This is a genomic window from Micromonospora sp. CPCC 206171, from assembly GCF_036906755.1.
Taxonomy (GTDB): Bacteria; Actinomycetota; Actinomycetes; order Mycobacteriales; family Micromonosporaceae; genus Micromonospora; species Micromonospora purpureochromogenes.
The window spans coordinates 360411-382347 of sequence record NZ_JBAKHT010000002.1 but is presented as its reverse complement, the minus strand read 5'-3'; the positions used below and the strand labels follow the sequence as shown (position 1 = coordinate 382347).

Sequence of the window (21937 nt, the reverse complement as noted above, 5' to 3'; positions counted from 1 at the left end):
TCGCGGCCGTGCCGCGCGTGGCGCTCTCCGCTGCACCAGGCACGGGTCGGCGGGTCAGGCGTGGAAGATACGACGGAGGCGATGTCGTGAGCACCGGACCGACGACCCTGCCCGAAATCGGCGACGCCGCCCCGCGCGACCGGGGGCGGCGGCTGCCCCGACTGAGGGACGCGCGGATCCGCTCCAAGCTCGCCCTCATTCTGGTGGTTCCGGTCGCCGCCGTCATTGCTCTGGCAACTATCCGACTCATCTCCACCGGTGAGGGCGCGTACGACGCCACCCGGATCCGGTCGCTGACCGCGCTCTCCGTCGACGTCTCCGCGCTCACCCAGGATCTGCACAAGGAGCGGATGGCGGCGGCCGGCTACCTGGCCACCCCGCAGCAGAAGGCCGACGACTACAACCTGCGGGTCCGCGCCACCGACCAGCGGATCACGGAGTACCGCGCCGAGCGCGGCAGGATCGGCGAGGTCCCGGCGGCCGTCCGCGACCGGCTCAAGGTCATCGACGATCACCTGGAGACGCTCAACGGCACCCGCCAGGAGGTGCTCGACCGTCGGCAGATGCCGGTGGCCGAGGCCACCCTGCGCTACGGCATCGTCCTGACCGACCTCGTCTCGTACGGCGACGCCCTGGCCCAGCTCCCCGGTCAGGAGAGCCTCGCCGACGCCCGCCGCGCGGTGGCCGCGTTCAGCCGCGCCAAGGCGGCCGTCGCCGAGGAGGAGGCGGTCGCCTACACCGCGCTGAGCGCCGGCCGGATCGACGAGGAGCAGTTCTCCGCCTTCGTCACCACGCTGACCGGCCAGCAGGAGGCGCTGGTCGCCTTCTCCCTGGCCGCCGACCCGGACCAGCGGGCCCTCGTCGAGGGCACCGTCTCCGGCGACGCGGTCGGCCTCGCCGACCGGGTGGCCGCCGACATCACCCGCTCGGTGGGGCAGCAGCCACTGGTCGGCGCGGCCGACGCGAGCGCCTCGATCGGCTCGGTCAACGACCTGATGCGGTGGGCCGAGATCCAGCTTCAGGACCGCCTGCTCGACCGGGCCGAGCAGGCCCGCAGTGATGTCATCCGGCAGGCCGTCATCGAGTCTGCGCTGGTGCTGCTCACCCTGATCATCGCCGTCTCGCTCGCCGTGGTGCTGGCCCGCTCGCTCAACCATTCGCTGCGGCGACTGCGCGAGGGCGCCCTGTCGGTGGCCAACCACGACCTGCCGGACGCCGTGCGGCGGCTGCAGAACATGGGCAGCGTCGGCGAGGGCGGCGTGGACGAGATCGTGCGCCAGGTCCGCGACCCGATCCGGCTGCGCAACCGCGACGAGGTCGGCCAGGTGGCGCTGGCCTTCAACGTCGTGCACCGCGAGGCGGTCCGGGTCGCCGCCGAACAGGCCGCCCTGCGTACCAGCGTCTCGGCGATGTTCCTCAACCTGGCCCGGCGCAGTCAGACGCTGGTCGACCGGATGATCGGCGAGCTGGACGCGATCGAGCGCAGCGAGGAGGACCCGAAGCGCCTCGCCCAGCTCTTCGAGCTCGACCACCTGGCCACCCGGATGCGCCGCAACGACGAGAACCTGCTCGTCCTGGCCGGCGCCGACTCCGCGGTGCCCCGCCGCGACGACGCGCTGCTGGTCGACGTCCTGCGGGCCGCCCAGTCCGAGGTCGAGCTCTACAACCGCATCGAGTTCGGCACCGTCGACACCGACATCTCGGTCTCCGCGCACGCCGTCAACGACGTGGTCCGCCTGGTCGCCGAACTGCTCGACAACGCCACCCGCTTCTCGCCGCCGACCACCACCGTGGTCGCCGACGGCCGCCGGATCCGCGACTACGTGCTGATCCAGATCGAGGACCGGGGTCTGGGCCTCACCGACGAGCAGCTCGACTCGCTCAACCGCCGGCTGGCCGCGCCGCCGAGCGTGGACGTGGCCGCGTTCCGGTTGATGGGTCTGGCCGTGGTGAGCCGACTCGCCTCCCGGTACGGCATCCGGGTCGAGCTTCGGCGCAACGTCGAGGGCGGCACTGTCGCCCAGGTGACGCTCCCCACCTCGACCGTGGTGCTGCCCGCCCACCGGGGCCGGGACCAGTCGCTGCCCCGCTCGCGCCAGCCGCTGGCGGTCGAGCAGCCGCCGCTCACCCCGGCCGGCCTCGGCGATTCGCTGACCAGCGGGCGTACCGGCGCGGCGACGTTGACCGACCAGTGGCGGGCCGCCCCGCCGGCTCCGGCGCCCTGGCAGCCGCCGGTCGACGCGCGGCACACCGCCCCGGCGGTGACGCTCGGCGGCCAGGTCCCGCCGTCCGCGCCCACCTCCGCCGTGCCCGCCTCGGCCGTGCCGACGTCCGCCGTGCCGGCCTCCGCGGCGCCCACCTCCGCGCTGCCGTTCTCGGCCGCCCCGGCCGAGCCGGCGTACGGAGCCGGCTACCCGACGGGGGCCCAGCCCCTGGTCGACCCGCGGCCGAGGCTGCCGAAGCGGACCCCGGCCGCCGACGCCGCCCCGGCGCTGCCCCTCGGGCCGGTCGCCGGCGTGCCGTCGGCACCGGCGGAACCGTTCACCCCGGCGCCCCCGCCGTTCACGCCGTTCGGGGCGGCACCGGCGGCACCGTCCGCCCCGGCGACCCCGGTCGCGGCGGAGATCCCGGCGATGCCGTACAGCCCGCCGGCCCCGGCCGTGCCGGTGGTGGCCCGCCCGACCCGGCCGGCCGACTCGCCGATCTTCCGCGAGATGGAGGCGGTCTGGTTCCGGTCCCACGGGGACGACGCCACCGCGATCTTCACCCGGCCCAACTTCGACGAGCCGCGGGCCGACGCCTCCGCCGCGAAGCCCGGCCGACCGCCGCTGCCGACCCGGGTGCCGAGCGCCCCGAACGCGGCCGGCGCCCCGTCCGTGGGGTCGCCCGCCGCCGGCACCGAGTCCGTCGGCTCGGCCGCCGGGCAGCCGCCGGTCGCGTCGCCGCCCCCGTCGTACGTCCCGCAGGCGGCGCCGTCCGCGCCGCCGGCGACCCCCACCGCCCCGCCGCCCACGGAGCCCGCCACCCCGCCACCCGCGGAGTCGGACGCCTGGCGGACGGCGGCCGACGAAGGCTGGTCCCGGGCCACCCGGGCCGCCGAGCCGGCCACCGGCGGCACCACCCGCTCCGGCCTGCCGAAGCGGGTGCCCCAGGCCCAACTCGTCCCCGGCGGCATCGAGCCGAAGGACGGGCGGGACCGTAGCCGCCGCACCCCCGACGAGGTCCGCGGCCTGCTCTCCGCCTACCACCGCGGGGTGCAGCGCGGCCGTTCGGCCGGTACGGACCAGAACAGCACCTCGACCAAGGAGACGCGCCGATGAACAGGCCAGCTGCCATGCAGGACATGGGTTGGCTGCTCACCAACTTCGCCGACAGCGTGGCGGGTATCGCCCACGTGGTGGCGGTGTCCGCGGACGGGCTGCTGCTCGCCTCGTCGCGGGACCTACCGGGGGACCGGGCGGACCAACTCGCCGCGATCACCTCCGGCGTGGTGAGCCTGACCGAGGGGGCCGCCCGGATGTTCAGCGCGGGCGGTGTGCTCCAGACGGTGATCGAGATGGACAGCGGCTACCTGTTCCTGATGTCGATCAGTGACGGGTCGTCGATGGCCGTGCTCGCGGCGCGCAGCTGCGACGTCGGGCAGGTCGGCTACGAGATGGCGCTGCTCGTCGAGCGGGTGGGCGCCGCGCTGGTGCCGCTGCCCCGCGACGCCGTGCGGTCGTAGGCGGCGGTACGACGCCGGGCGCGCTCGCGCCCGGCGAGGGACAGGCGATCCGGTGCCGGTGCGCTCCGGGCGGAGGGAGGTGATGGCGGATGGAACCCCGGCGGGACCCACGCGGGGCGTTGGTGCGGCCGTACGCGGTCACCCGGGGCCGTACCGAGCCGAGCCGGGACATCGCCCTGGAGGCGGTGCTGTCGGCCAGCCTCACCCAGAGTGCGGAAGCGCGCTTCGCCGGGCACGACAAGTACCGCATCGCCACGGTCTGCGAGGGCCGGGCACAGTCGCTGGCGGAAATCGCCGCGTACACCCGGATGCCGCTGGGCGTCACCCGGGTGCTGGTCGCCGACATGGTGGCCGAGGGCCTGCTGACGCTACACACTGCCGCTCCGGCCGAGGGCTACGAGGAGCGGATGAACCTGCTGGGAAGGGTGCTAAGTGGACTTCGCGAACTATGACCCCGCCGGGGCGCGCCGCAGCCGGGAGATCATCTCCGCGAAGATCGTGGTCGCGGGTGGCTTCGGCGTGGGCAAGACGACAATGGTCGGCGCCATCTCCGAGATCACGCCGCTGACCACCGAGGCGCTGATGACGGCGGCCGGCGTGGGCATCGACGACCCGTCGAAGGTGCCCGGCAAGGAGACCACCACGGTCGCCATGGACTTCGGCCGGATCACCATGGCGCAGGATCTGATCCTGTACCTGTTCGGCACTCCCGGGCAGACCCGGTTCTGGTTCATGTGGGACGAGATCATCCGGGGGGCGGTGGGCGCCGCCGTGCTGGTGGACACCCGCCGGATCACGGACGCCTTCGCGCCGCTGGACTACTTCGAGAACCGGAACCTGCCGTACGTGGTGGCGCTGAACCGGTTCGACGACGCGCCGCAGTACGAGCCGGAGGAGGTCCGCGAGGCGCTGGCCATCTCGCCGGACGTGCCGCTGGTGATGTGCGACGCCCGGCGGCGGGACTCGGTGAAGCAGGTGCTGGTGACCGTGGTCGAGCACGCCATGCTGCGGCTGGAGTCCGAGCACGGTCGGGGCTACGCCCCGGTGGGCTGAACCGCCTCCGGGTCTACTCGACCCGGAGGCGGTAGCCCCGCTTGACCACGGTCTGCACCACGCTGGGGGCCTGCAGCCCGACCCGCAGCCGGGCCACCGCCATCTCCACCGCGTGCTCGTCCGCGCCCCGGGGCAGGGTCCGCAGCAGCGCGGTGCGGGACAGCACCCGGCCGGGCGACGCGGCGAGCGCCCGGAGCACCGCCATCGGAGCGGGCGCGAGCGGCCGCAGCTCCCCGTCGACCACGGCCGCGTGCCCGCGCAGGGTCAGCAGGTGCCCGGCGGCCTTGACGGTCACCGTACGGCGGGGCAGCTCGTCGACGATCTGCCGGACCAGCGCCCCGAGGCGGGCCCGGGCGGGCGCGCTGACCGGCACTCCCCGGCGCACCAGCGGCTCCGCGGTGACCGCGCCGACGCAGCTGGCGAGCACGTCTGAGCGCAGCGCCTCCAGCACCGTCTCGGACCGGTCGCCGGCCGCCCGCAGCAGCGCCTCCGCCGCCGGCGCGGAGGTGAAGGTGACGGCGTCGACCAGCCGGCCGGCGACCAGGTCGATCAGCCGGTGCAGCGGGGCCGGGTCGGTGGGCGGCGCCCAGCGGTAGACCGGCACCTCGATCACGGTGGCCCCGGCCGCCTCCAGCGCCTCGGTGCACTCCGGCTGCCGGTCGCCGTGCAGCTGCATCGCGATGACCTGACCGGCCACCCCACGTGCCCGCAGGTGGTCGATCACCTCGTCGCAGCTCTCCGACTCCGGCGACCACTCGTCGTGCAGCCCGGCGGCCCGGATCGCGCCGCGCGCCTTCGGCCCCCGGGCCACCACGTACGACCGGGACAGCACCGAGCGCAGCGGCTCGGCGAGCCCCCAGCCCTCGGCCGCCTCCAGCCAGCCGCGCATCCCGATGCCGGTGTTCGCCATCAGGATGTCCGGCGGCCGGTCCAGGCAGGCGCGGGTGGCCTCGCGCAGGTCGCTGTCGTCGGCCAGCGGCACGATCCGCAGGGCCGGGGCGAGCACCACCCGGGCGCCGCGGCGTTGCAGCAGCGCGGCCAGTTCGTCGCGCCGCCGGTCGGCGGTGACCCCGATGGTGAAGCCGGCCAGTTCCTCCCGCATCACTCCTCCTGTCGCAGCCGCACCTCGACCAGCCCGTCCCGGCAGCGGACCCGGTGCACGGGCAGCGTCACGCCGGGCAGGTCCAGGCAGCGTCCGGTACGCAGGTCGTACACCTGCTTGTGCAGCGGGGAGGCGAGGGTCGGCACCCCGCCGCGGCTGCCCACGATGCCCCGGGACATCACGTACGCGCCGCCGACCGGGTCGAGGTTGTCGACCGCGAAGAGTTCGCCGCCGGTGGAGAAGAGCGCCACCTGTACGCCGTCGACCAGCGCGGCGACGCCCCGGTCGGGATCCAACCGGTCGACGGGGCAGACGACCGTCCAGTCCAGGGTGCTCGTCAGGCTCATCGCCCGGCCTCCGTCCACGGTGCTCGTCGGGCTCATCGACGTACCTCCGGAAGGCCGAGGGCGACCGGCTGGCGGCGGCGCTCGGCCGCCGGGGTGGGTGGTGCGCCGCGCGCGGGCACCGGTTGCCCGCGCTCGACGGCGAAGCTGATCGACGGGTCGGGCACGTCCGGCGCGTTGACGAAGGAGGTGAAGCGGCGCAGCCGCTCCGGGTCGTCCAGGACGTCGCGCCACTCGTCGGAGTAGGCCGCCACGTGCCGGGCCATCGCCGCGTCGAGTTCGGCGCAGAGCCCGAGCGAGTCGTCCACGATCACCGAGCGCAGGTGGTCGAGGCCGCCGTCCATCGCCTCGATCCAGGCGGCGGTGCGTTGCAGCCGGTCGGCGGTGCGGATGTAATACATCAAAAACCTGTCGATCAGCTGAACCAGCGCTTCCGTGGACAGGTCGGTGGCGAAGAGGTCGGCGTGCCGGGGCCGGAAGCCACCGTTGCCGCCGACGTAGAGGTTCCAGCCGGTGTCGGTGGCGATGATGCCGAAGTCCTTGCTGCGGGCCTCGGCGCACTCCCGGGCGCAGCCGGAGACCGCCGACTTGATCTTGTGGGGGGCGCGCAGGCCCCGGTAGCGCAGCTCCAGCGCGATGGCCAGGCCGACCGAGTCCTGCACCCCGTACCGGCACCAGGTCTCGCCGACGCAGGACTTCACCGTCCGCAGCGCCTTGCCGTACGCGTGGCCGGACTCGAAGCCCGCGTCGACCAGCCGGCGCCAGATCTGCGGCAGTTGCTCGACCCGGGCGCCGAACAGGTCGATCCGCTGCCCGCCGGTGATCTTCGTGTAGAGCCGGAAGTCGCGGGCCACCTCACCGATCACGATCAGCTTCTCCGGGGTGATCTCCCCGCCGGGAATCCGGGGCACCACCGAGTAGCTGCCGTCGCGTTGCAGGTTGGCCAGGAAGTGGTCGTTGGTGTCCTGCAACGAGGCCTGCTCGCCGTCGAGCACGTGCCCGGTGCCGAGCGAGGCCAGGATCGAGGCCACCACCGGCTTGCAGATGTCGCAGCCGCGCCCCCGCCCGTGCTCGGCGATGAGCCCGGAGAAGGTCCGGATGCCGCGTACCCGGACGATGTCGAAGAGTTCCTGCCGGCTGGCGTCGAAGTGCTCGCAGAGCGCGGTGGACTGCTTCACCCCGGCCGCGTCGAGCAGTTGCTTCAGCATCGGCACACACGATCCGCAGCTGGTGCCGGCCCGCGTGCACGCCTTCAGCGCCGGCACGTCGGTCGCGCCGCCGGCGATCGCGGTGTCGATGTCGTCGCGGGTCACCGCGTTGCAGGAGCAGACCTGCGCCGCGCCGGGCAGCGCCCCGGCCCCGGCGCCCGCCCCGCCGGCCGGGGCCAGCAGCGCCAGCGGGGGAGCGGGCAGCGGCCCGCCGACGCTGGCCCGTAGCGTGGGGTAGGCGCTCGCGTCCCCGACCAGCACGCCGCCGAGCAGCGTCTGCGCGTCGTCGGAGAGGACCAGCTTCGCGTACGACCGGGTAGCCGGGTCGGTGAAGGTCACGTCCAGGCAGCCCGGCGTCGTGCCGTGCGCGTCGCCGAACGAGGCCACGTCCACGCCGAGCAGCTTGAGCTTGGTGGCGGTGTCCGCCCCGGGGAAGGTCGCCGACCCGCCGAGCAACCGGTCGGCGACGACCTCGGCCATCGCGTACCCGGGGGCGACCAGGCCGTGGCAGGTGCCGTCGACCGCCGCGCACTCGCCCACCGCCCAGATCCGCTCGTCGTCGCTGCGGCAGGTCGCGTCGACCAGCACCCCGCCGCGCGGGCCCAGCGGCAGCCCGGCGGCCCGGGCCAGCTCGTCGCGGGGGCGGATGCCGGCGGCCACCACGACCAGTTCCGCGTCGATCGTGCTGCCGTCGGAGAGCTCCAGCCCGGCCACGACGCCGTCCGGGCCGGGGCGCAGCGCGGTGGTCGCCACCCCGAGGTGGGTGGTGACCGCCCCCAGCTCCTCGACGTAGCGGCGCAGCATCGCGCCACCCGCCTCGTCGACCTGCACCGGCATCAGCCGGGGCGCGAACTCGACCACGTGGGTGGCCAGGCCGAGCAGGCGCAGGGCGTTGGCCGCCTCCAGGCCGAGCAGGCCGCCGCCGATCACCGCGCCGGTGCGCCGACCCCGGGCGTGCGCCCGGATCGCCTCCAGGTCGTCCAGGGTGCGGTAGACGAAGACCCCGGGCAGCGCCGTGCCGTCCACCGGCGGCACGAACGGGTACGACCCGGTGGCCAGCACCAGCGCGTCGTACGGGTGTTCGCCGGCCGCGGTGGTCACCACCCGGCGTTCCCGGTCGACGCCGGTGACGGCCTCGCCGAGGCGCAGGTCGACCCCGTCGTCGGGGGTGTGCAGGTTCAGCTCGTCGGCACCCACCCCGTCGAAGAACGCCGAGAGCCGCACCCGGTCGTACGCCGCCCGGTGTTCCTCGGCGAGCACCGTCACCCGCCACCGCCGGTCGTGGTCGCGGGCGCGCAGCGCCTCGACGAACCGTTGTCCGACCATGCCGTTGCCGACGACGACCAATCGTCCGCCGGTCATCGCGTCACCTCCTCGGGGTCCGTCACGTCAGGTCCCTCGATCGCTTTCCGTCGGGTCATCGGGTCGCCCCCACCGAGTCCGCCTCGGAGAGCCAGTCGACGATGCCGGCGACCGCGTCCCGGCAGCCGCCGCAGCCGGTGGCGGCCCGGGTGGTCGCCACCACCTCGTCCACCGTCCGGGCCCCGGCCCGCCAGCAGGCGACCAGCGCGCCCTTGCGCACGTCGTTGCACTGGCAGACGGTGGCCGCGTCCGGCATCAGCGCCGGGGACTCCGCCGGCGCGGCCGCGGTCCCGCCCAGCGCGCGGCCCAGCAGCAGCGCCCGCCGGTCGGCCGGCACCGGCGCGCCCCGGTCGAAGAGCTGCACCACCGTGCCGACCGACGGGTTGTCGCCGAGCAGGATCGCGGCGGTCAGCCGCTCCTCGTGGATGCGCAGCCGGGCGTACGTGCCCCGGGCCGGGTCGGCGAAGGTCAGCTCCTCGCCCGGGCCACCGGCGGGGTCGCCCATCGCGGCGAGGTCGATGCCGGCCGCCTTGAGCCGGGTCACCACCGGCCGGGGCCGGTAACGGGCGGCCGGGTCCTCGCCGGTGAGCGCCTGGGCCAGCACGCGGGCCTGCGCCCAGGCCGGCGCGACCAGCCCGGTCAGCGTGCCGTCGTGCTGGGCGCAGTCGCCGATCGCCGAGATGCAGGGGTCGCCGGTGCGCAGCTGGTCGTCGACCACCACACCCCGCTCCACGGCCAGCCCGGCCGCGGCGGCCAGCGCGGTGTCGGGGCGTACCCCGCAGGAGATCACCAGCAGGTCGGCCGAGAGCGACCGGCCGTCGGCCAGGTCGAGGCGTACCCCGTCGGCGTCCGCCGCCACGCCGGTGGCCGCGACGGCCAGGTGGGTGGTCACCCCGAGGCCGGCGAGGGTGCCGGCCAGCACGGCCGCCCCGGTCGGGTCGAGCTGGCGTTCCATCAGGTACGGCACCGGGTGCACCACGCCGACGTCGAGCCCCCGGGCGGCGAGCCCGCGCGCCGCCTCCAGCCCGAGCAGCCCGCCGCCGAGCACCAGGGCGCTGCGGGCGCTCTCGGCGGCGGCGAGGATCCGCCGGCAGTCGTCCAGCGTGCGGAACGGGACCACCCGCTCCGGCAGGTCGGCCGGGTCCAGGCCGGGCAGCGGCGGCACGATGGCCCGGCTGCCGGTGGCGAGCACCAGGTGGTCGTACGGGATCCGGTCGCCGTCGTCGGTGTGGACCACGCGGGCGTCCCGGTCGATCCCGGTCACCTGCACCCCGGTACGCACGTCGACGCCCTGCCCGGCCACCTCGGCCAGCTCCACGTCCGGCTCGGCGACCTTTCCCGCCAGCAGGGTGGAGAGCATGATCCGGTTGTACGCTCGGTGCGGCTCCGCCCCGAGCACGGTGACCTTCCGGTCCCCGTCCCGGGCATGCAGTTCGGCGGCGAGGCGGGACCCGGCCATGCCGTATCCCACGATGACCACGTTCATGCTTTCTCCACCCGTACGGCGCAGATCTTGAATTCGGGCATCCCGGAGACCGGGTCCGTCGCGTCGTTGGTCACGGAGTTGGCCCGGGCCGCGCCGCCCCAGTGGAACGGCGCGAAGACGGTGTCCGGCCGGATCGTCGGGGTGAGCCGAGCCGGCGCGCGCAGTTCGCCCCGCCGGGAGGCGACCCGCACCTCGTCGCCCTCGGTCACCCCGAGCCGGTCGGCGAGGTCGGGGTGCAGCTCGACGAAGCCGCCGGGAGCGGCCCGGCGCAGCGCGGCGACCCGCCGGGTCTGAGTGCCGGACTGGTACTGGGCGAGCACCCGACCGGTGGTGAAGTGCAGTGGATAGTCGGCGCAGACCGGCTCGGCGGCGGGCCGGTGGGTCACCGGCTGGAACCGGGCCCGGCCGTCCGGGGTGGCGAAGGAGTCGGCGAAGAGCCGGGGCGTGTCCGGCCCGGCGGGGTCGGGGCAGGGCCAGAAGACCCCCTCGTCGGCCTCGATCCGCTCCCAGCTCACCCCGGCGTAGTCGGCGACGCCGCCGGCCGAGGCCCGGCGCAGCTCGGTGAAGACCTCGGCCGGGTCGGTCGGGAAGGACGCCGGGGCGTCAAGCCGGTCGGCCAGCTCGGCGAGGACCGCCAGGTCGCTCCGGACCCCGGGCGGCGGCTCGCGCAGCGCCCGGCGGCGCAGCACCCGACCCTCCAGGTTGGTCATCGTGCCGTCCTCCTCGGCCCACTGCGCGACGGGCAGCACCACGTCGGCGAGGGCGGCCGTCTCGGAGAGCAGGAAGTCGGCCACCACCAGCAGGTCGAGCCCGCGCAGCCGGGACTCGATCCGGGCGGCCCGGGGCGCGGAGACCACCGGGTTGGAGCCGAAGACCAGCATCGCCCGGGGGCCGCCGGGAGTGCCGAGCGAGTCGAGCAGCTGGTATGCCGGCACGCCCGGCCCGGGCAGGTCCTCGGGGTCGACCCCCCACACGCCCGCCACGTGTTCCCGGGCCGCCGGGTCGTCGATCTTCCGGTACCCGGGCAGCTGGTCGGCCTTCTGCCCGTGTTCCCGGCCGCCCTGGCCGTTGCCCTGGCCGGTCAGGCAGCCGTAGCCGGAGCCGGGGCGGCCGGGCAGGCCGAGGGCGAGCGCCAGGTTGACGAAGGCGCTGACGGTGTCGACCCCCTTGGCGTGCTGTTCCGCGCCCCGGGCGGTGAGGATGATCGCGCTGCCGGCGGTGCCCAGCGCGCGGGCGGTCGCCTCCAGGTCGGCCACCGGCACTCCGGAGAGCCGTTCCACCTCCGCCGGCCAGTAGCCGGCGACCGTGCGACGTACCTCGTCGAAGCCGGTGGTCCGGGCGGCGACGTAGTCCTTGTCGATGAGGCCCTCGGTGAGCGCGATGTGCAGCAGCGCGTTGGCCACCGCGAGGTCGGTGCCGGGCAGCGGTTGCAGGTGCAGGTCGGCCTGCCGGGCGGTGGCGGTGACCCGGGGGTCGACGACGATCAGGCGTCCGCCGCGGTCCCGCTGGTCGGCCAGGTGGCGCATCAGCGGCGGCATGGTCTCCGCCGGGTTGGCGCCGACCAGCAGCAGGGTCTCGGCCCGGCCGAGGTCGGCCAGCGGGAAGGGCAGCCCCCGGTCGACGCCGAAGGCGCGGATCCCGGCCGCGGCGGCCGAGGACATGCACCACCGGCCGTTGTAGTCGATGTGCCGGGTACGCAGCGCCACCCGGGCGAACTTGCCGAGCGCGTACGCCTTCTCGTTGGTGAGCCCGCCGCCGCCGAAGACCGCGACCGCGTCGCGGCCGTGTCCGGCCTGGACGGCGCGGATGCCGGCGGCGATCCGGTCGAGCGCGGCCGCCCAGGTCGCCGGGCGCAGCTCGCCGGTGGCCGGGTCGCGTACCAGGGGGGTGGTCAGCCGGTCCCGGTGGTCCAGCAGCTCGGCGGCGGTCCAGCCCTTCTGGCACAGCCCGCCCCGGTTGGTGGGGAACTGGCGGGGAAGCACCTCCACCCGGTCGCCGGTCTCGCGCAGGACCATCCCGCACTGCAGGGCGCAGTACGGGCAGTGCGTCTCCGCCTGTCGGGGGTCGCCCCCCGATCGGGTCGCGGAGCGGGCACGGTCTGTCATGCCAGTGAAGCGTGCCGGGGGGCGGTTTCCGGTCCGGGTCCCGTCTGTTTCGGTCCTGTCAAGAGCGCCTCACACCGCACGCGGGCAGCCGGCCGGTCGGTGGGCCTAGAATATGGGATATCTGTCCTGAAATGCGGGAGGCGACGATGAGCGTGACGGCGGCGTTCGACGCGGTGGCCGGCAGCTACGACCAGGCCAGACGCCGCCTGGTGCCGCGCTTCGACGACTTCTACGGCACGGCGGTGGAGGTGGCGGCCGTGCCGCTGCGGGCCGCGCTGGCCGCGGGGCGTACCCCCGAGGTGCTGGACCTGGGCGCGGGCACCGGGCTGCTCTCGCTGCTGCTCACCGCGGCGCTGCCCGGGGTCCGGGTGACCCTGCTCGACGGCGCCCCGCGGATGCTGGCGGTGGCCGCCGACGCGCTGGCCGCCCGGGGCGTGCCGCACCGGACGGTGGTCGCCGACCTGGCCGACCCGCTCCCCGCCGGCCGGTACGACGCGGTGGTTACCGCCCTGGCCGTCCACCACCTCGACGACGACGGCAAGCGCGCCCTCTACCGGCGCGCCGCCGAGGCGCTGACGCCCGGCGGGGTGTTCGTCAACGCCGAACAGGTGGCCGGCCCCACCCCCGCCCTGGACCGTCGCTACGACGAGATCTGGGTGGCCCAGGCCAGCACGCTCGGGTCCGACGACGCGGAGCTGGCCGCCGCCCGGGAGCGGATGCGGCACGACCGGCCGGCGCCGGTGGACGCGCAGTGCCGCTGGCTCGCCGAGGCCGGGCTGGTCGACGTGGACTGCTTCTTCAAGGCGTGGCGCTTCGCCGTCCTCGGCGGCACCCGCCCGCCCACCTGACCCCCACCCCCAACTCCCCGCACTCGCGTCCCCCGAGGTCCGCGCGCTTTCCGAGAAAGAGTGGCTAGTCGAGGCGGAATAGCCACTCTTTCTCGGAAAGTGCGCCAGTGGGTGGGGAGTGCGGGGGACGGGTGATGGGGGTGATTTGACCGGTTCGGTGGTGGGCGGGGAGTGGGATGACTGGTGGTCATACCAGAGGGTAGTCTCTGTGGCATGACTGCCAAGGTGACTCTGTCGTTCTCCGACGAGACGATCGAGGAGGCACGCCGGTTCGCCAAGCGCGAGGGGTTGTCGCTCTCCGCGTGGATGGACCAGGCGGCCCGGGAGAAGGCGCTGCGCGAGGTCTTCACCGCGCACGCCGCCGCGGTCGGCCGGGCGGGGCTCGACCTGGAGGCCGCCGCGCTCGCCGACGCCCGGGAGGTCGGCATGGTCGACGACGCGCTCTTCGGCGGACGCCCGCGTGCTGCGTAGGGGCGAGATCTGGCGGATCGAGGGCGCCCGGGAACGGCTCGGGCTGGTGATCAGCACCGACGTCTACAACTCCACCGACGTGCCGATCGTCATGGTGGCCGAGGTGGTCGAGACGGCGCTGCTGCGGGACTCTCCGCTCGCCGTGCCGATGGGCGGGTACGTGGTGATGCCCGACCGGCTCTCCTCGCCGATGAAGAAGTGGTTCACCGAGTGCGTCGACGTCGCCGACACCGAGACCATGCAGCGGGTGGGACGGGCGCTGCGCATCCTCCAGCAGCTCTGACCGCCTCACCACCGCCCGGCGGCCGACGTGCGATCTCCGTTTCCGGAACGACCCGCGACAGGCACGGCCGGGTAACCGGCCGTTCCTAACCTTCTGGACGTCACATCGACCAGGAGGAGCCGCCGTGAGCACGCTCGCCCCCACGACAACAGCCCCCGCCGACCCCACGGCCGCCGCCGGGCGCCGGCACCGGATCGACGACTGGCGCCCCGAGGACCCGACGTTCTGGGGGACGACCGGGGCGCCGATCGCCCGCCGCAACCTGTGGGTGTCGATCTTCGCCGAGCACGTCGGGTTCTCCGTGTGGAGCCTCTGGTCGGTCACCGTGCTCTTCCTCGGGCCCGCGTACGGCATCGACCCGGCGGGCAAGTTCCTCCTCACCGCCGTGCCGGCCGCGCTGGGCGCGGTGCTGCGGCTGCCCTACACGCTGGCGGTGGCCCGCTTCGGCGGCCGGAACTGGACCATCGTCAGCGCCCTGTTGCTGCTGGTGCCGGCGGTGCCGATGACGGTGCTGCTGGAGCCGGGGGTGTCGTACACCACGCTGATGGTGCTGGCCTGCCTCACCGGGGTCGGCGGGGGCAACTTCGCCTCCTCGATGGCGAACATCAACCTCTTCTTCCCGGACCGGCTCAAGGGCCGCGCGCTGGGGCTCAACGCCGGTGGGGGCAACCTCGGCGTACCGGCGGTGCAGCTGGTCGGGCTCGCCGTGCTGGCCACCGCGGGGGCGGCGTACCCCCGGCTGGTGCCGGCGGTCTACCTGCCGCTGATCGTGCTGGCCGCGCTGGCCTCGGCGCGCTGGCTGGACAACCTCCCCAACGCCCACAACGAGCCGGGCGCGCTGCGCGAGGCGGCCCGCCAACCGCACACCTGGGTGATGTCGTTGCTCTACATCGGCACCTTCGGCTCCTTCATCGGCTTCGGCTTCGCCTTCGGGCAGGTGCTCCAGCTCCAGTTCGCCGAGCGCTTCCCGACCCCGGTCGACGCCGCCTGGCTGACCTTCCTCGGCCCGCTGATCGGGTCGCTGATCCGGCCGCTCGGCGGCCAGTTGGCCGACCGGCTCGGCGGGGCCCGGGTCACCTTCTGGAACTTCGTGGCGATGGCCCTGGGCGCCGGGCTGGTGCTGTACGCGGCCCGGGAGCAGTCGTTCCCGCTCTACCTCACCGGGTTCCTGGCGCTCTTCGTCTTCTCCGGGATCGGCAACGGATCGACGTACAAGATGATCCCGGCGATCTTCCGCGCCAAGGCGGCGGCCGAGGGGGAGCTGACCGGCGACCCCGAGGCGGCCGAGCGGCGGGCCCGCCGGCTTTCCGGGTCACTGATCGGCATCGCCGGGGCGGTCGGCGCGTCCGGTGGGGTGCTGGTCAACATCGCCTTCCGGCAGTCGTTCCTGACCTCCGGCAACGCCGACGCGGCGTACCTGGCCTTCATCGGCTGGTACGCGCTCTGCTTCGCCCTGACCTGGGCGGTGTACCTGCGCCCGGGCCCGCGCCGGCTGGCCGGGGTGTGACCTGTACCATCGTCACGTCGCATGCCACGCTGGGTGACCCCCCGTTTTGACCTGCCGACGGGGCGCCGGGTATCGTTGCCTGCTGTTGTACGACATCCAGAGGCGTGCCGCATCAGGTACGCTTGGTCGTTCGTGCGCGCCTGGTCACCTCGGCGCGCGACCCCAGACCGACGACGAGACAAGGTAGACCTGTGCGTACGTACAGCCCGAAGCCGGGTGAGATCGAGCGTCAGTGGCACGTTATCGACGCCTCTGATGTCGTGCTGGGCCGCCTGGCCACCCACGCCGCCACGCTGCTGCGCGGCAAGCACAAGCCGACTTTCGCGCCGCACGTCGACACGGGCGACTTCGTCGTCATCGTGAACGCGGGCAAGGTTGCGTTGACCGGCAACAAGCGTCAGACCAAGATCGCCTACCGCCACTCCGGTTACCCGGGTGGTCTCAAGCAGGTCGGCTACGACGAGCTGCTGACCAAGCGTCCCGAGCGGGCCATCGAGCTGGCCGTGAAGGGCATGCTCCCGCACAACAAGCTCGGCCGTCAGCTCATCAAGAAGCTGAAGGTCTACGCCGGTGCCGAGCACCCGCACGGCGCTCAGCAGCCGGTGCCGTTCGAGATCAAGCAGATCGCGCAGTGAGCGCGGGCGAAGGAAACAGCATGACCGACATCACCGAGACCGAGGTCGCCCCCGAGGCCACCGAGGCGCCGGCGCCCATCGCCCGCGCGCCTCGTGGTGACCGCCCCATCCAGACCGTGGGTCGGCGCAAGGAGGCCATCGTCCGGGTGCGCATCGTCCCCGGCAGCGGCAAGATCACCTGCAACGGCCGGGACCTCGAGGCCTACTTCCCGAGCAAGGTGCACCAGCAGCTCATCAAGGACCCGCTGGTCACCGCCGAGAAGCCCGAGGCGTTCGACGTCATCGCCAACCTGCGTGGCGGCGGCACCACCGGCCAGGCCGGTGCGCTGCGGCTGGCCATCGCCCGGGCGTTGATCGTCAACGAGCCGGACGACCGCCCGGCCCTGAAGAAGGCCGGCTTCCTGACCCGGGACGCCCGGGTCAAGGAGAGCAAGAAGTACGGCCTCAAGAAGGCCCGTAAGGCTCCTCAGTACTCGAAGCGCTGATCATCAGCGACACGTTGTACTTCTGACGGACGGCCGGGATCACCTCCCCACACGGGAGGTGGCCCGGCCGTCCGCCGTTTCCCCTGGGACCCTTTCATCGGAGGTTGGCGGGTATGGGCCGGTTGTTCGGCACGGACGGCGTACGCGGGCGGGCGAACGCGGATCTCACCCCCGAGTTGGCGCTGGCGGTGGCGGTGGCCGCCGCGCACACGCTGGCCGAGTCGGACAAGACGCATCCCCCGCTCGCCGTGGTCGGCCGGGACACCCGGGCCAGCGGCGAGATGCTGGAGGCGGCCGTGGTCGCCGGGCTCACCAGCGCCGGGGCCAACGTGGTCCGGGTCGGCGTGCTGCCGACCCCGGCGGTCGCCTTCCTCACCGCCGAGGCCAAGGCCGACCTCGGCGTGATGCTCTCCGCCTCGCACAACCCGATGCCGGACAACGGGATCAAGCTCTTCGCCGCCGGCGGGCACAAGCTGCCGGACGAGATCGAGATGCGGATCGAGGCGGCCGTCGAGGCGAATGCCACCACCGCCTGGGACCGGCCGATCGGCGCCGGCGTCGGCCGGGTGCACGACCTGCTCGACGGCGCCGACCACTACGTGCAGCACCTGGTCGGCACGGTGCCGCACCGGCTGGACGGGATCAAGGTGGTGGTCGACTGCGCCAACGGCGCCGCCGCCGAGGTGGCGCCGGTGGCGTACCGGGAGGCGGGCGCCGAGGTGATCGCCATCCACGCCGAGCCGGACGGGCTCAACATCAACGACGACTGCGGTTCCAACCACATCGACGGGCTGCGCGCCGCCGTCGTCGAGCACGGCGCCCACCTGGGCATCGCGCACGACGGCGACGCCGACCGGTGCGTCGCGGTGACCGCCGACGGTGACGAGGTCGACGGCGACCAGGTGATGGCGATTCTCGCCCTCGCCATGCGGGAGGCCGGCACGCTCGCCCAGGACACCCTGGTCGCGACCGTGATGAGCAACCTCGGCCTGCGCCTGGCGATGTCCGCGGCGGGCATCGGGCTGGTCGAGACCAAGGTCGGCGACCGGTACGTCCTGGAGGAGCTGCGCGCCTCCGGCCTCGCCCTCGGCGGCGAGCAGAGCGGTCACATCGTCATGCCGGCGTACGCCACCACGGGCGACGGCGTGCTCACCGGGCTGCACCTGATGTCGCGGCTCGCCGCCACCGGCAAGTCGCTGGCCGAGCTGGCCTCGGTGGTGACGAAGCTGCCGCAGGTGCTGATCAACGTGCCGGTCGGTGACCGCACCGTCGGCGCCAGCGCCCCCGAGGTACGGGCCGAGGTGGAGCGCGCCGAGGCCGAGCTGGGCGAGACCGGCCGGGTGCTGCTGCGCCCGTCCGGCACCGAGCCGCTGGTGCGGGTGATGGTGGAGGCCGCCACCGAGGCGACCGCCCGTTCGGTCGCCGAGCGGATCGCCGAGCACGTACGCGCCGCCAGCCCGACCGCCTGACCGTCTCTTCGCGTCTCCGGCCGGCCGGCACAGCCGGTCGGCCGTCGATACCGAGCGACGGTTGCCGCCCGAGATGTGGGCGGCAACCGTCGCTCGAATTGCGTCGCGGAATGTGTGCCGGCTCAGTACCTGGAGCCCACGGGCTCGGGGAGGGCGTCGAGTGCCGAACGCGCCTCCTCGGTCAGGGTGATCGAATCCGCGGCCATGTTGTCTTCCAGATGACTGAGCGTCTTCGTGCCCGGAATGGGAACCACGTTGTCGGCGAGCGCCAGTAGCCAGGCGAGCGCCACTTGGGCAGGTGTCGAACCCATTTCGGAACTGATACGAACAATTCGCCGGGCGATTTCTTGATTTGCGGAAATTGTATCCGGTTGGAAACGTGGCAGGTTGCGTCGGCCGTCCCGGACCGGCAGGTCGGCGGTGCCGGCGAAACGACCGGTGAGGAAACCGCGGCCGAGCGGCGCGAACGGCACAAATGTAATCTGTTTTTCTGTGCAGTACGGCAGGACCGAATCCAGCGGCTCACGCGTCCACAGGGACAGCTCGGACTGGACGCTGGCGACCGGGTGGATCTCCTCGGCCCGCCGTATCTCGTCGACCGCCACCTCGGACAACCCGATCATCCGGGCCTTGCCCTCGGTCACCAGCTCGGACAGCGTCCCCCAGCTCTCCTCGATCGGAACGGCCGGGTCGACGCGGTGCAACTGGTAGAGGTCGACATGGTCCACACCCAGTCTGAGCAGGCTCGCCTCGCACGCCGCTCGCAGGTGCTCGGGGCGTCCGTTGCGGTGCACCGCCCGGCTGTCGTCGGTCAGCAGGCCGCCCTTGGTCGCCAGCACGACCTGGTCACGGCGCCCGCGCAGCGCCCGGCCGACCAGGCGTTCGTTGGTGAACGGGCCGTACAGGTCCGCCGTGTCGAGAAAATTGCAGCCCAGCTCGATCGCCCGGTGGATGACCGCGACGGAATGGTCGTCGTCGCGCCCGTCCTCGTCGTATCCCCAGGACATCCCCATGCAGCCGAGGCCGATGGCTCGTATTTGCGGACCGTCGCCGCCGAGCCGTGTGTAGCGCATGTTCTCCCCTATGCGGAATTGGTTGCAATCGGGCTCGGGTCAGGCTATCACCCGCCGTCATTGGATGCAGGTGTGAAGATGTGACAGGGTATTGACATCAACCACTCATGACGGGGTAGCTCATTTGTAGCTCGCAGGGGAATTCCACACGCAATGGATATGCGCTGGTGAGCGGTGCGATTGTCGGGTCGGCCGAGGTTGTCCGCCGATCGATGCGCCGGGTGGGCCGGGGTGGACCGCGCCACACACCTCGGCGGGGCCAACCGGAAATGAACAACGGGGGAAAATGGACGGAGCCGAGATTCAGGGGCCGCTCGCGCTGGCCTGCGCGCGGCCGTTGGCGCTCACCGTGCCGACCACAGCGCGCAACTCCGCCCTACGAGATCGTCATCTCCGACGACGCCCGCCGCCGGCCGTCAGGCGGTGCGGACCCGGCGGAGGAACCGCCCGCCCAGCTCGACCACCTGATCGGCGTCCAGCTCCGTCGCCGGCCCGGCCACGGTGACCTCGGCCATCGCCAGCCCCGGCACCTCGGCGTCCTGCCAGCCGCCGACGAACCACGCCTTCTCCTCCTCGGCGAGGGCGAGGTTGGCGTCGTTCAGCGCGCCGGCCGGATGCGGCAGCCACAGCCGGAACTGGTGGGTGTGCGGCGGCGCGGGATACACCCGCGCGCCGGGCAGGCCGGCCAGCGCCGCGGCCACCACCTTCGCGTGCCCGACGTAGCCGGCCAGCCGCGGCAGCTCCCGGTCCAGGCCGGCGAGGGCGGCCAGCGCCGCCGGCCACTGCTGGAAGACCGTGCCGCCGTACCGGTGCCGCCAGGCCCGCGCGTAGCGGACCAGGTCGGCCGAGCCGGCCAGCACGGCCCCGGAGTGACCGCCGAGGGACTTGTAGAACGAGACGTAGACGCTGTCGGCGAGAGCCGCGATCTCGGCCAGGGACCGACCGAGGTGGACGGTGGACTCCCAGAGCCGGGCACCGTCGAGGTGCACCCGGGCGCCCCGGTCCCGGGCCGTCCCGACCACGGCCACCAGCTCGTCCCAGCTCGGCAGCACGAAACCGGCGTCGCGCAGCGGTAGTTCGAGCAGCAGGCTGCCGACCGGCTCGTCGAGCGCGGCGACCTCCTCGGCGGTCGGGTTGCGCGGGGCCGCCGTGGTGAGCACCGCCCGCAGCCCGCCGAGCACCGCGTACGCGTCCCGTTCGTGCACCAGCGGGTGGCTCAGCGGGTGCAGGCCGACCGCGCTGCGCCCGGTCACCTCGGCGCCGTAGCGCATGGCGACCTGCTGGGCCATCGTGCCGGTGGCGAAGAAGGTGGCTGCCTCGGTGCCGAGCAGGTCGGCCACCCGGTGCTCCACCGCCTCGACCGCGCCGCCCTCGCCGTAGAAGTCCGGCAGCAGCTCGTCGGAGGCGGCGGCGCGGATCGTGTCGAGCTGCTCGACGACCGAGGGCGGCCGGGCCCCGGAGAGCACGGTGTCGCAGCCGCGCAGCGCGCTGAGCCGGCGGACCCGTTCGGCGTACCCGTCGGTCATCGGGCCTCCTTCAGTCTGCGCAGGCGGGTGACCGCCTCGGTGAGCACGTCGGGGCGCTTGCAGAAGGCGAACCGGACCAGCCGCCGGCCCGCCTCGGGGTCGTCGTAGAAGACCTGGGTGGGCACCGCGACCACGCCGCACCGCTCGGGCAGCGACCGGCAGAACTCCACCCCGTCCCGACCGCCCAGCGCGGTCACGTCGGCGGTGACGAAGTACGTCCCCTCCGGCGTCAGCACGTCGAAGCCCGCGTCGGTCAGCCCGGCGACGAGCTGGTCCCGGCGCCGGCGCATGCCCTCCTGGAAGTCGATGAAGTAGGCGTCCGGCAGGGCCAGCGCCACGGCGACCGCCGGTTGCAGCGGGGCCGCGTTGACGAAGGTCAGGAACTGCTTGACCCGCAGCACCGCCGAGACCAGGGGAGCCGGGCCGCTCGCCCAGCCGACCTTCCAACCCGTGCAGGAGAAGGTCTTGCCCGCCGACGAGATGCGCAGCGTCCGGTCCCGCATCCCGGGCAGGGTGGCCAGGGGCACGTGCGGTGCGGCGGCGTCAGGAAAGACCAGGTGCTCGTACACCTCGTCGGTGACCGCGTACGCGTCGTGCTCCTGGCAGAGCTCGGCGACCAGGGCCAGCTCGTCGGGAGTGAAGACCTTCCCGGTCGGATTGTGCGGGGAGTTCAGCAGCACCAGCCGGGTCCGCGGGCCGAACGCGGCGCGCAGCGCCGCCGGGTCGAAGGCGTACCGGCCGTCGTCCCGGCCGGCGCGGCCGACCAGCCGGTCATCGGCGTAAGCTGCGCCGGGACGCAGCGTCACCGGCCGCCGGACCGCGCCGGCCAGCGCGATGGAGGCCGCGTACGAGTCGTAGTACGGCTCGAAGCACACCACCTCGTCGCCGGGCTCGCAGAGGGCGAGGATGCTGGCGGCGATCGCCTCGGTGGCGCCGGCGGTGACCACGACCTCGCCGTCCGGGTCGTACTCCAGTCCGTGGAAACGGCGCTGGTGGTCGGCGACGGCCCGGCGCAGCGCGGGGATGCCCGGACCCGGCGGGTACTGGTTCTGCCCGCCGCGCAGCGCCTCGGCCGCCGCGGCCAGCATCTCCGGCGGGCCGTCGCTGTCCGGGAAGCCCTGCCCGAGGTTGACCGCGCCGGTGCGGACGGCCAGCGCGGACATCTCGGCGAAGATGGTGGTGCCGAACGGGCGCATCCGGGCCACGAGCGGGTCGACATCTGGCGTCGTCACGCCGGCCAGCCTACGGCGCGCGGC

19 protein-coding genes are annotated in these 21937 nt (G+C 73.8%); 11 read left to right on the top strand and 8 right to left on the bottom strand.

The window, feature by feature from the left end; translation table 11 throughout:
* Positions 1-86: 86 nt before the first annotated feature.
* From V6U89_RS04475 to V6U89_RS04460, 4 genes are all read left to right on the top strand, one after another.
* On the top strand, positions 87-3320 hold the full coding sequence (locus V6U89_RS04475) for a sensor histidine kinase (protein WP_334569311.1): 3234 nt from the start codon (positions 87-89) through the stop codon (positions 3318-3320).
* The gene (locus tag V6U89_RS04470) at positions 3317-3724 is read left to right on the top strand and encodes a roadblock/LC7 domain-containing protein (protein WP_007465177.1); all 408 of its coding nucleotides are present in this window, start codon (positions 3317-3319) and stop codon (positions 3722-3724) included. The genes V6U89_RS04475 and V6U89_RS04470 overlap by 4 nt, the downstream gene beginning before the upstream one ends.
* An 89-nt stretch (positions 3725-3813) precedes the next feature.
* A complete protein-coding gene (locus tag V6U89_RS04465; protein WP_088960287.1) occupies positions 3814-4176 on the top strand; it encodes a DUF742 domain-containing protein in 363 nt (120 codons plus the stop codon).
* Entirely contained in the window at positions 4157-4777 is a 621-nt protein-coding gene (locus tag V6U89_RS04460) for a GTP-binding protein (protein ID WP_088960288.1), read from the top strand. The genes V6U89_RS04465 and V6U89_RS04460 overlap by 20 nt, the downstream gene beginning before the upstream one ends.
* Positions 4778-4790: 13 nt before the next feature.
* Here the strand turns inward: V6U89_RS04460 and V6U89_RS04455 are convergent, their stop codons facing one another.
* From V6U89_RS04455 to V6U89_RS04435, 5 genes are read right to left on the bottom strand one after another with little or no spacing between them, the layout of a single operon-like run.
* Entirely contained in the window at positions 4791-5879 is a 1089-nt protein-coding gene (locus V6U89_RS04455) for a uroporphyrinogen-III synthase (RefSeq protein ID WP_334569310.1), read from the bottom strand.
* Positions 5879-6226, bottom strand: a complete 348-nt coding sequence (gene nirD, locus V6U89_RS04450; RefSeq protein ID WP_334569309.1) for a nitrite reductase small subunit NirD — start codon at positions 6224-6226, stop codon at positions 5879-5881. The genes V6U89_RS04455 and nirD overlap by 1 nt, the downstream gene beginning before the upstream one ends.
* Before the next feature lie 32 nt (positions 6227-6258).
* Positions 6259-8793, bottom strand: coding sequence for a nitrite reductase large subunit NirB (gene nirB, locus V6U89_RS04445; protein WP_334569308.1), 2535 nt, complete (start codon positions 8791-8793; stop codon positions 6259-6261).
* A 55-nt stretch (positions 8794-8848) separates the two neighbouring features.
* Positions 8849-10279 carry an FAD-dependent oxidoreductase gene (locus V6U89_RS04440; protein WP_334569307.1) on the bottom strand — a complete coding sequence of 477 codons (1431 nt, stop codon included), beginning with the start codon at positions 10277-10279 and terminating at the stop codon, positions 8849-8851.
* Positions 10276-12384, bottom strand: a complete 2109-nt coding sequence (locus V6U89_RS04435; protein WP_334569305.1) for a molybdopterin oxidoreductase family protein — start codon at positions 12382-12384, stop codon at positions 10276-10278. Before V6U89_RS04435 ends, V6U89_RS04440 begins: the two co-directional genes overlap by 4 nt.
* Positions 12385-12530: 146 nt before the next feature.
* On the opposite strand from V6U89_RS04435, the gene V6U89_RS04430 reads away from it, so the two are divergent.
* The 7 genes from V6U89_RS04430 (at position 12531) to glmM (ending at position 18082) form a co-directional block, all read left to right on the top strand.
* Positions 12531-13232, top strand: coding sequence for a class I SAM-dependent methyltransferase (locus V6U89_RS04430; RefSeq protein WP_334569304.1), 702 nt, complete (start codon positions 12531-12533; stop codon positions 13230-13232).
* 213 nt (positions 13233-13445) lie between these two features.
* The gene (locus V6U89_RS04425; RefSeq protein WP_132230932.1) at positions 13446-13703 is read left to right on the top strand and encodes a DUF6364 family protein; all 258 of its coding nucleotides are present in this window, start codon (positions 13446-13448) and stop codon (positions 13701-13703) included.
* Positions 13693-13986: a type II toxin-antitoxin system PemK/MazF family toxin gene (locus V6U89_RS04420; protein WP_088960296.1), complete on the top strand. Its 294-nt coding sequence runs from the start codon at positions 13693-13695 to the stop codon at positions 13984-13986. Before V6U89_RS04425 ends, V6U89_RS04420 begins: the two co-directional genes overlap by 11 nt.
* A 124-nt stretch (positions 13987-14110) precedes the next feature.
* Positions 14111-15493 (top strand): nitrate/nitrite transporter, encoded by a 1383-nt coding sequence (locus V6U89_RS04415; RefSeq protein ID WP_442933859.1) that lies wholly within the window; start codon positions 14111-14113, stop codon positions 15491-15493.
* 191 nt (positions 15494-15684) lie between these two features.
* Entirely contained in the window at positions 15685-16128 is a 444-nt protein-coding gene (gene rplM, locus V6U89_RS04410) for a 50S ribosomal protein L13 (RefSeq protein WP_154941857.1), read from the top strand.
* Between the two features lie 20 nt (positions 16129-16148).
* Positions 16149-16613, top strand: a complete 465-nt coding sequence (gene rpsI / locus V6U89_RS04405; protein WP_334569302.1) for a 30S ribosomal protein S9 — start codon at positions 16149-16151, stop codon at positions 16611-16613.
* Positions 16614-16726: 113 nt separating this feature from the next.
* On the top strand, positions 16727-18082 hold the full coding sequence (gene glmM, locus V6U89_RS04400) for a phosphoglucosamine mutase (protein ID WP_334569300.1): 1356 nt from the start codon (positions 16727-16729) through the stop codon (positions 18080-18082).
* Between the two features lie 122 nt (positions 18083-18204).
* Here glmM and V6U89_RS04395 read toward each other — a convergent pair whose 3' ends face one another.
* The 3 genes from V6U89_RS04395 to V6U89_RS04385 form a co-directional block, all read right to left on the bottom strand.
* Positions 18205-19155: an aldo/keto reductase gene (locus tag V6U89_RS04395; protein ID WP_334569298.1), complete on the bottom strand. Its 951-nt coding sequence runs from the start codon at positions 19153-19155 to the stop codon at positions 18205-18207.
* 416 nt (positions 19156-19571) lie between these two features.
* The gene (locus V6U89_RS04390; protein WP_334569296.1) at positions 19572-20681 is read right to left on the bottom strand and encodes a threonine aldolase family protein; all 1110 of its coding nucleotides are present in this window, start codon (positions 20679-20681) and stop codon (positions 19572-19574) included.
* Entirely contained in the window at positions 20678-21913 is a 1236-nt protein-coding gene (locus tag V6U89_RS04385; protein ID WP_334569295.1) for a pyridoxal phosphate-dependent aminotransferase, read from the bottom strand. The genes V6U89_RS04390 and V6U89_RS04385 overlap by 4 nt, the downstream gene beginning before the upstream one ends.
* Between the last annotated feature and the right edge of the window lie 24 nt (positions 21914-21937).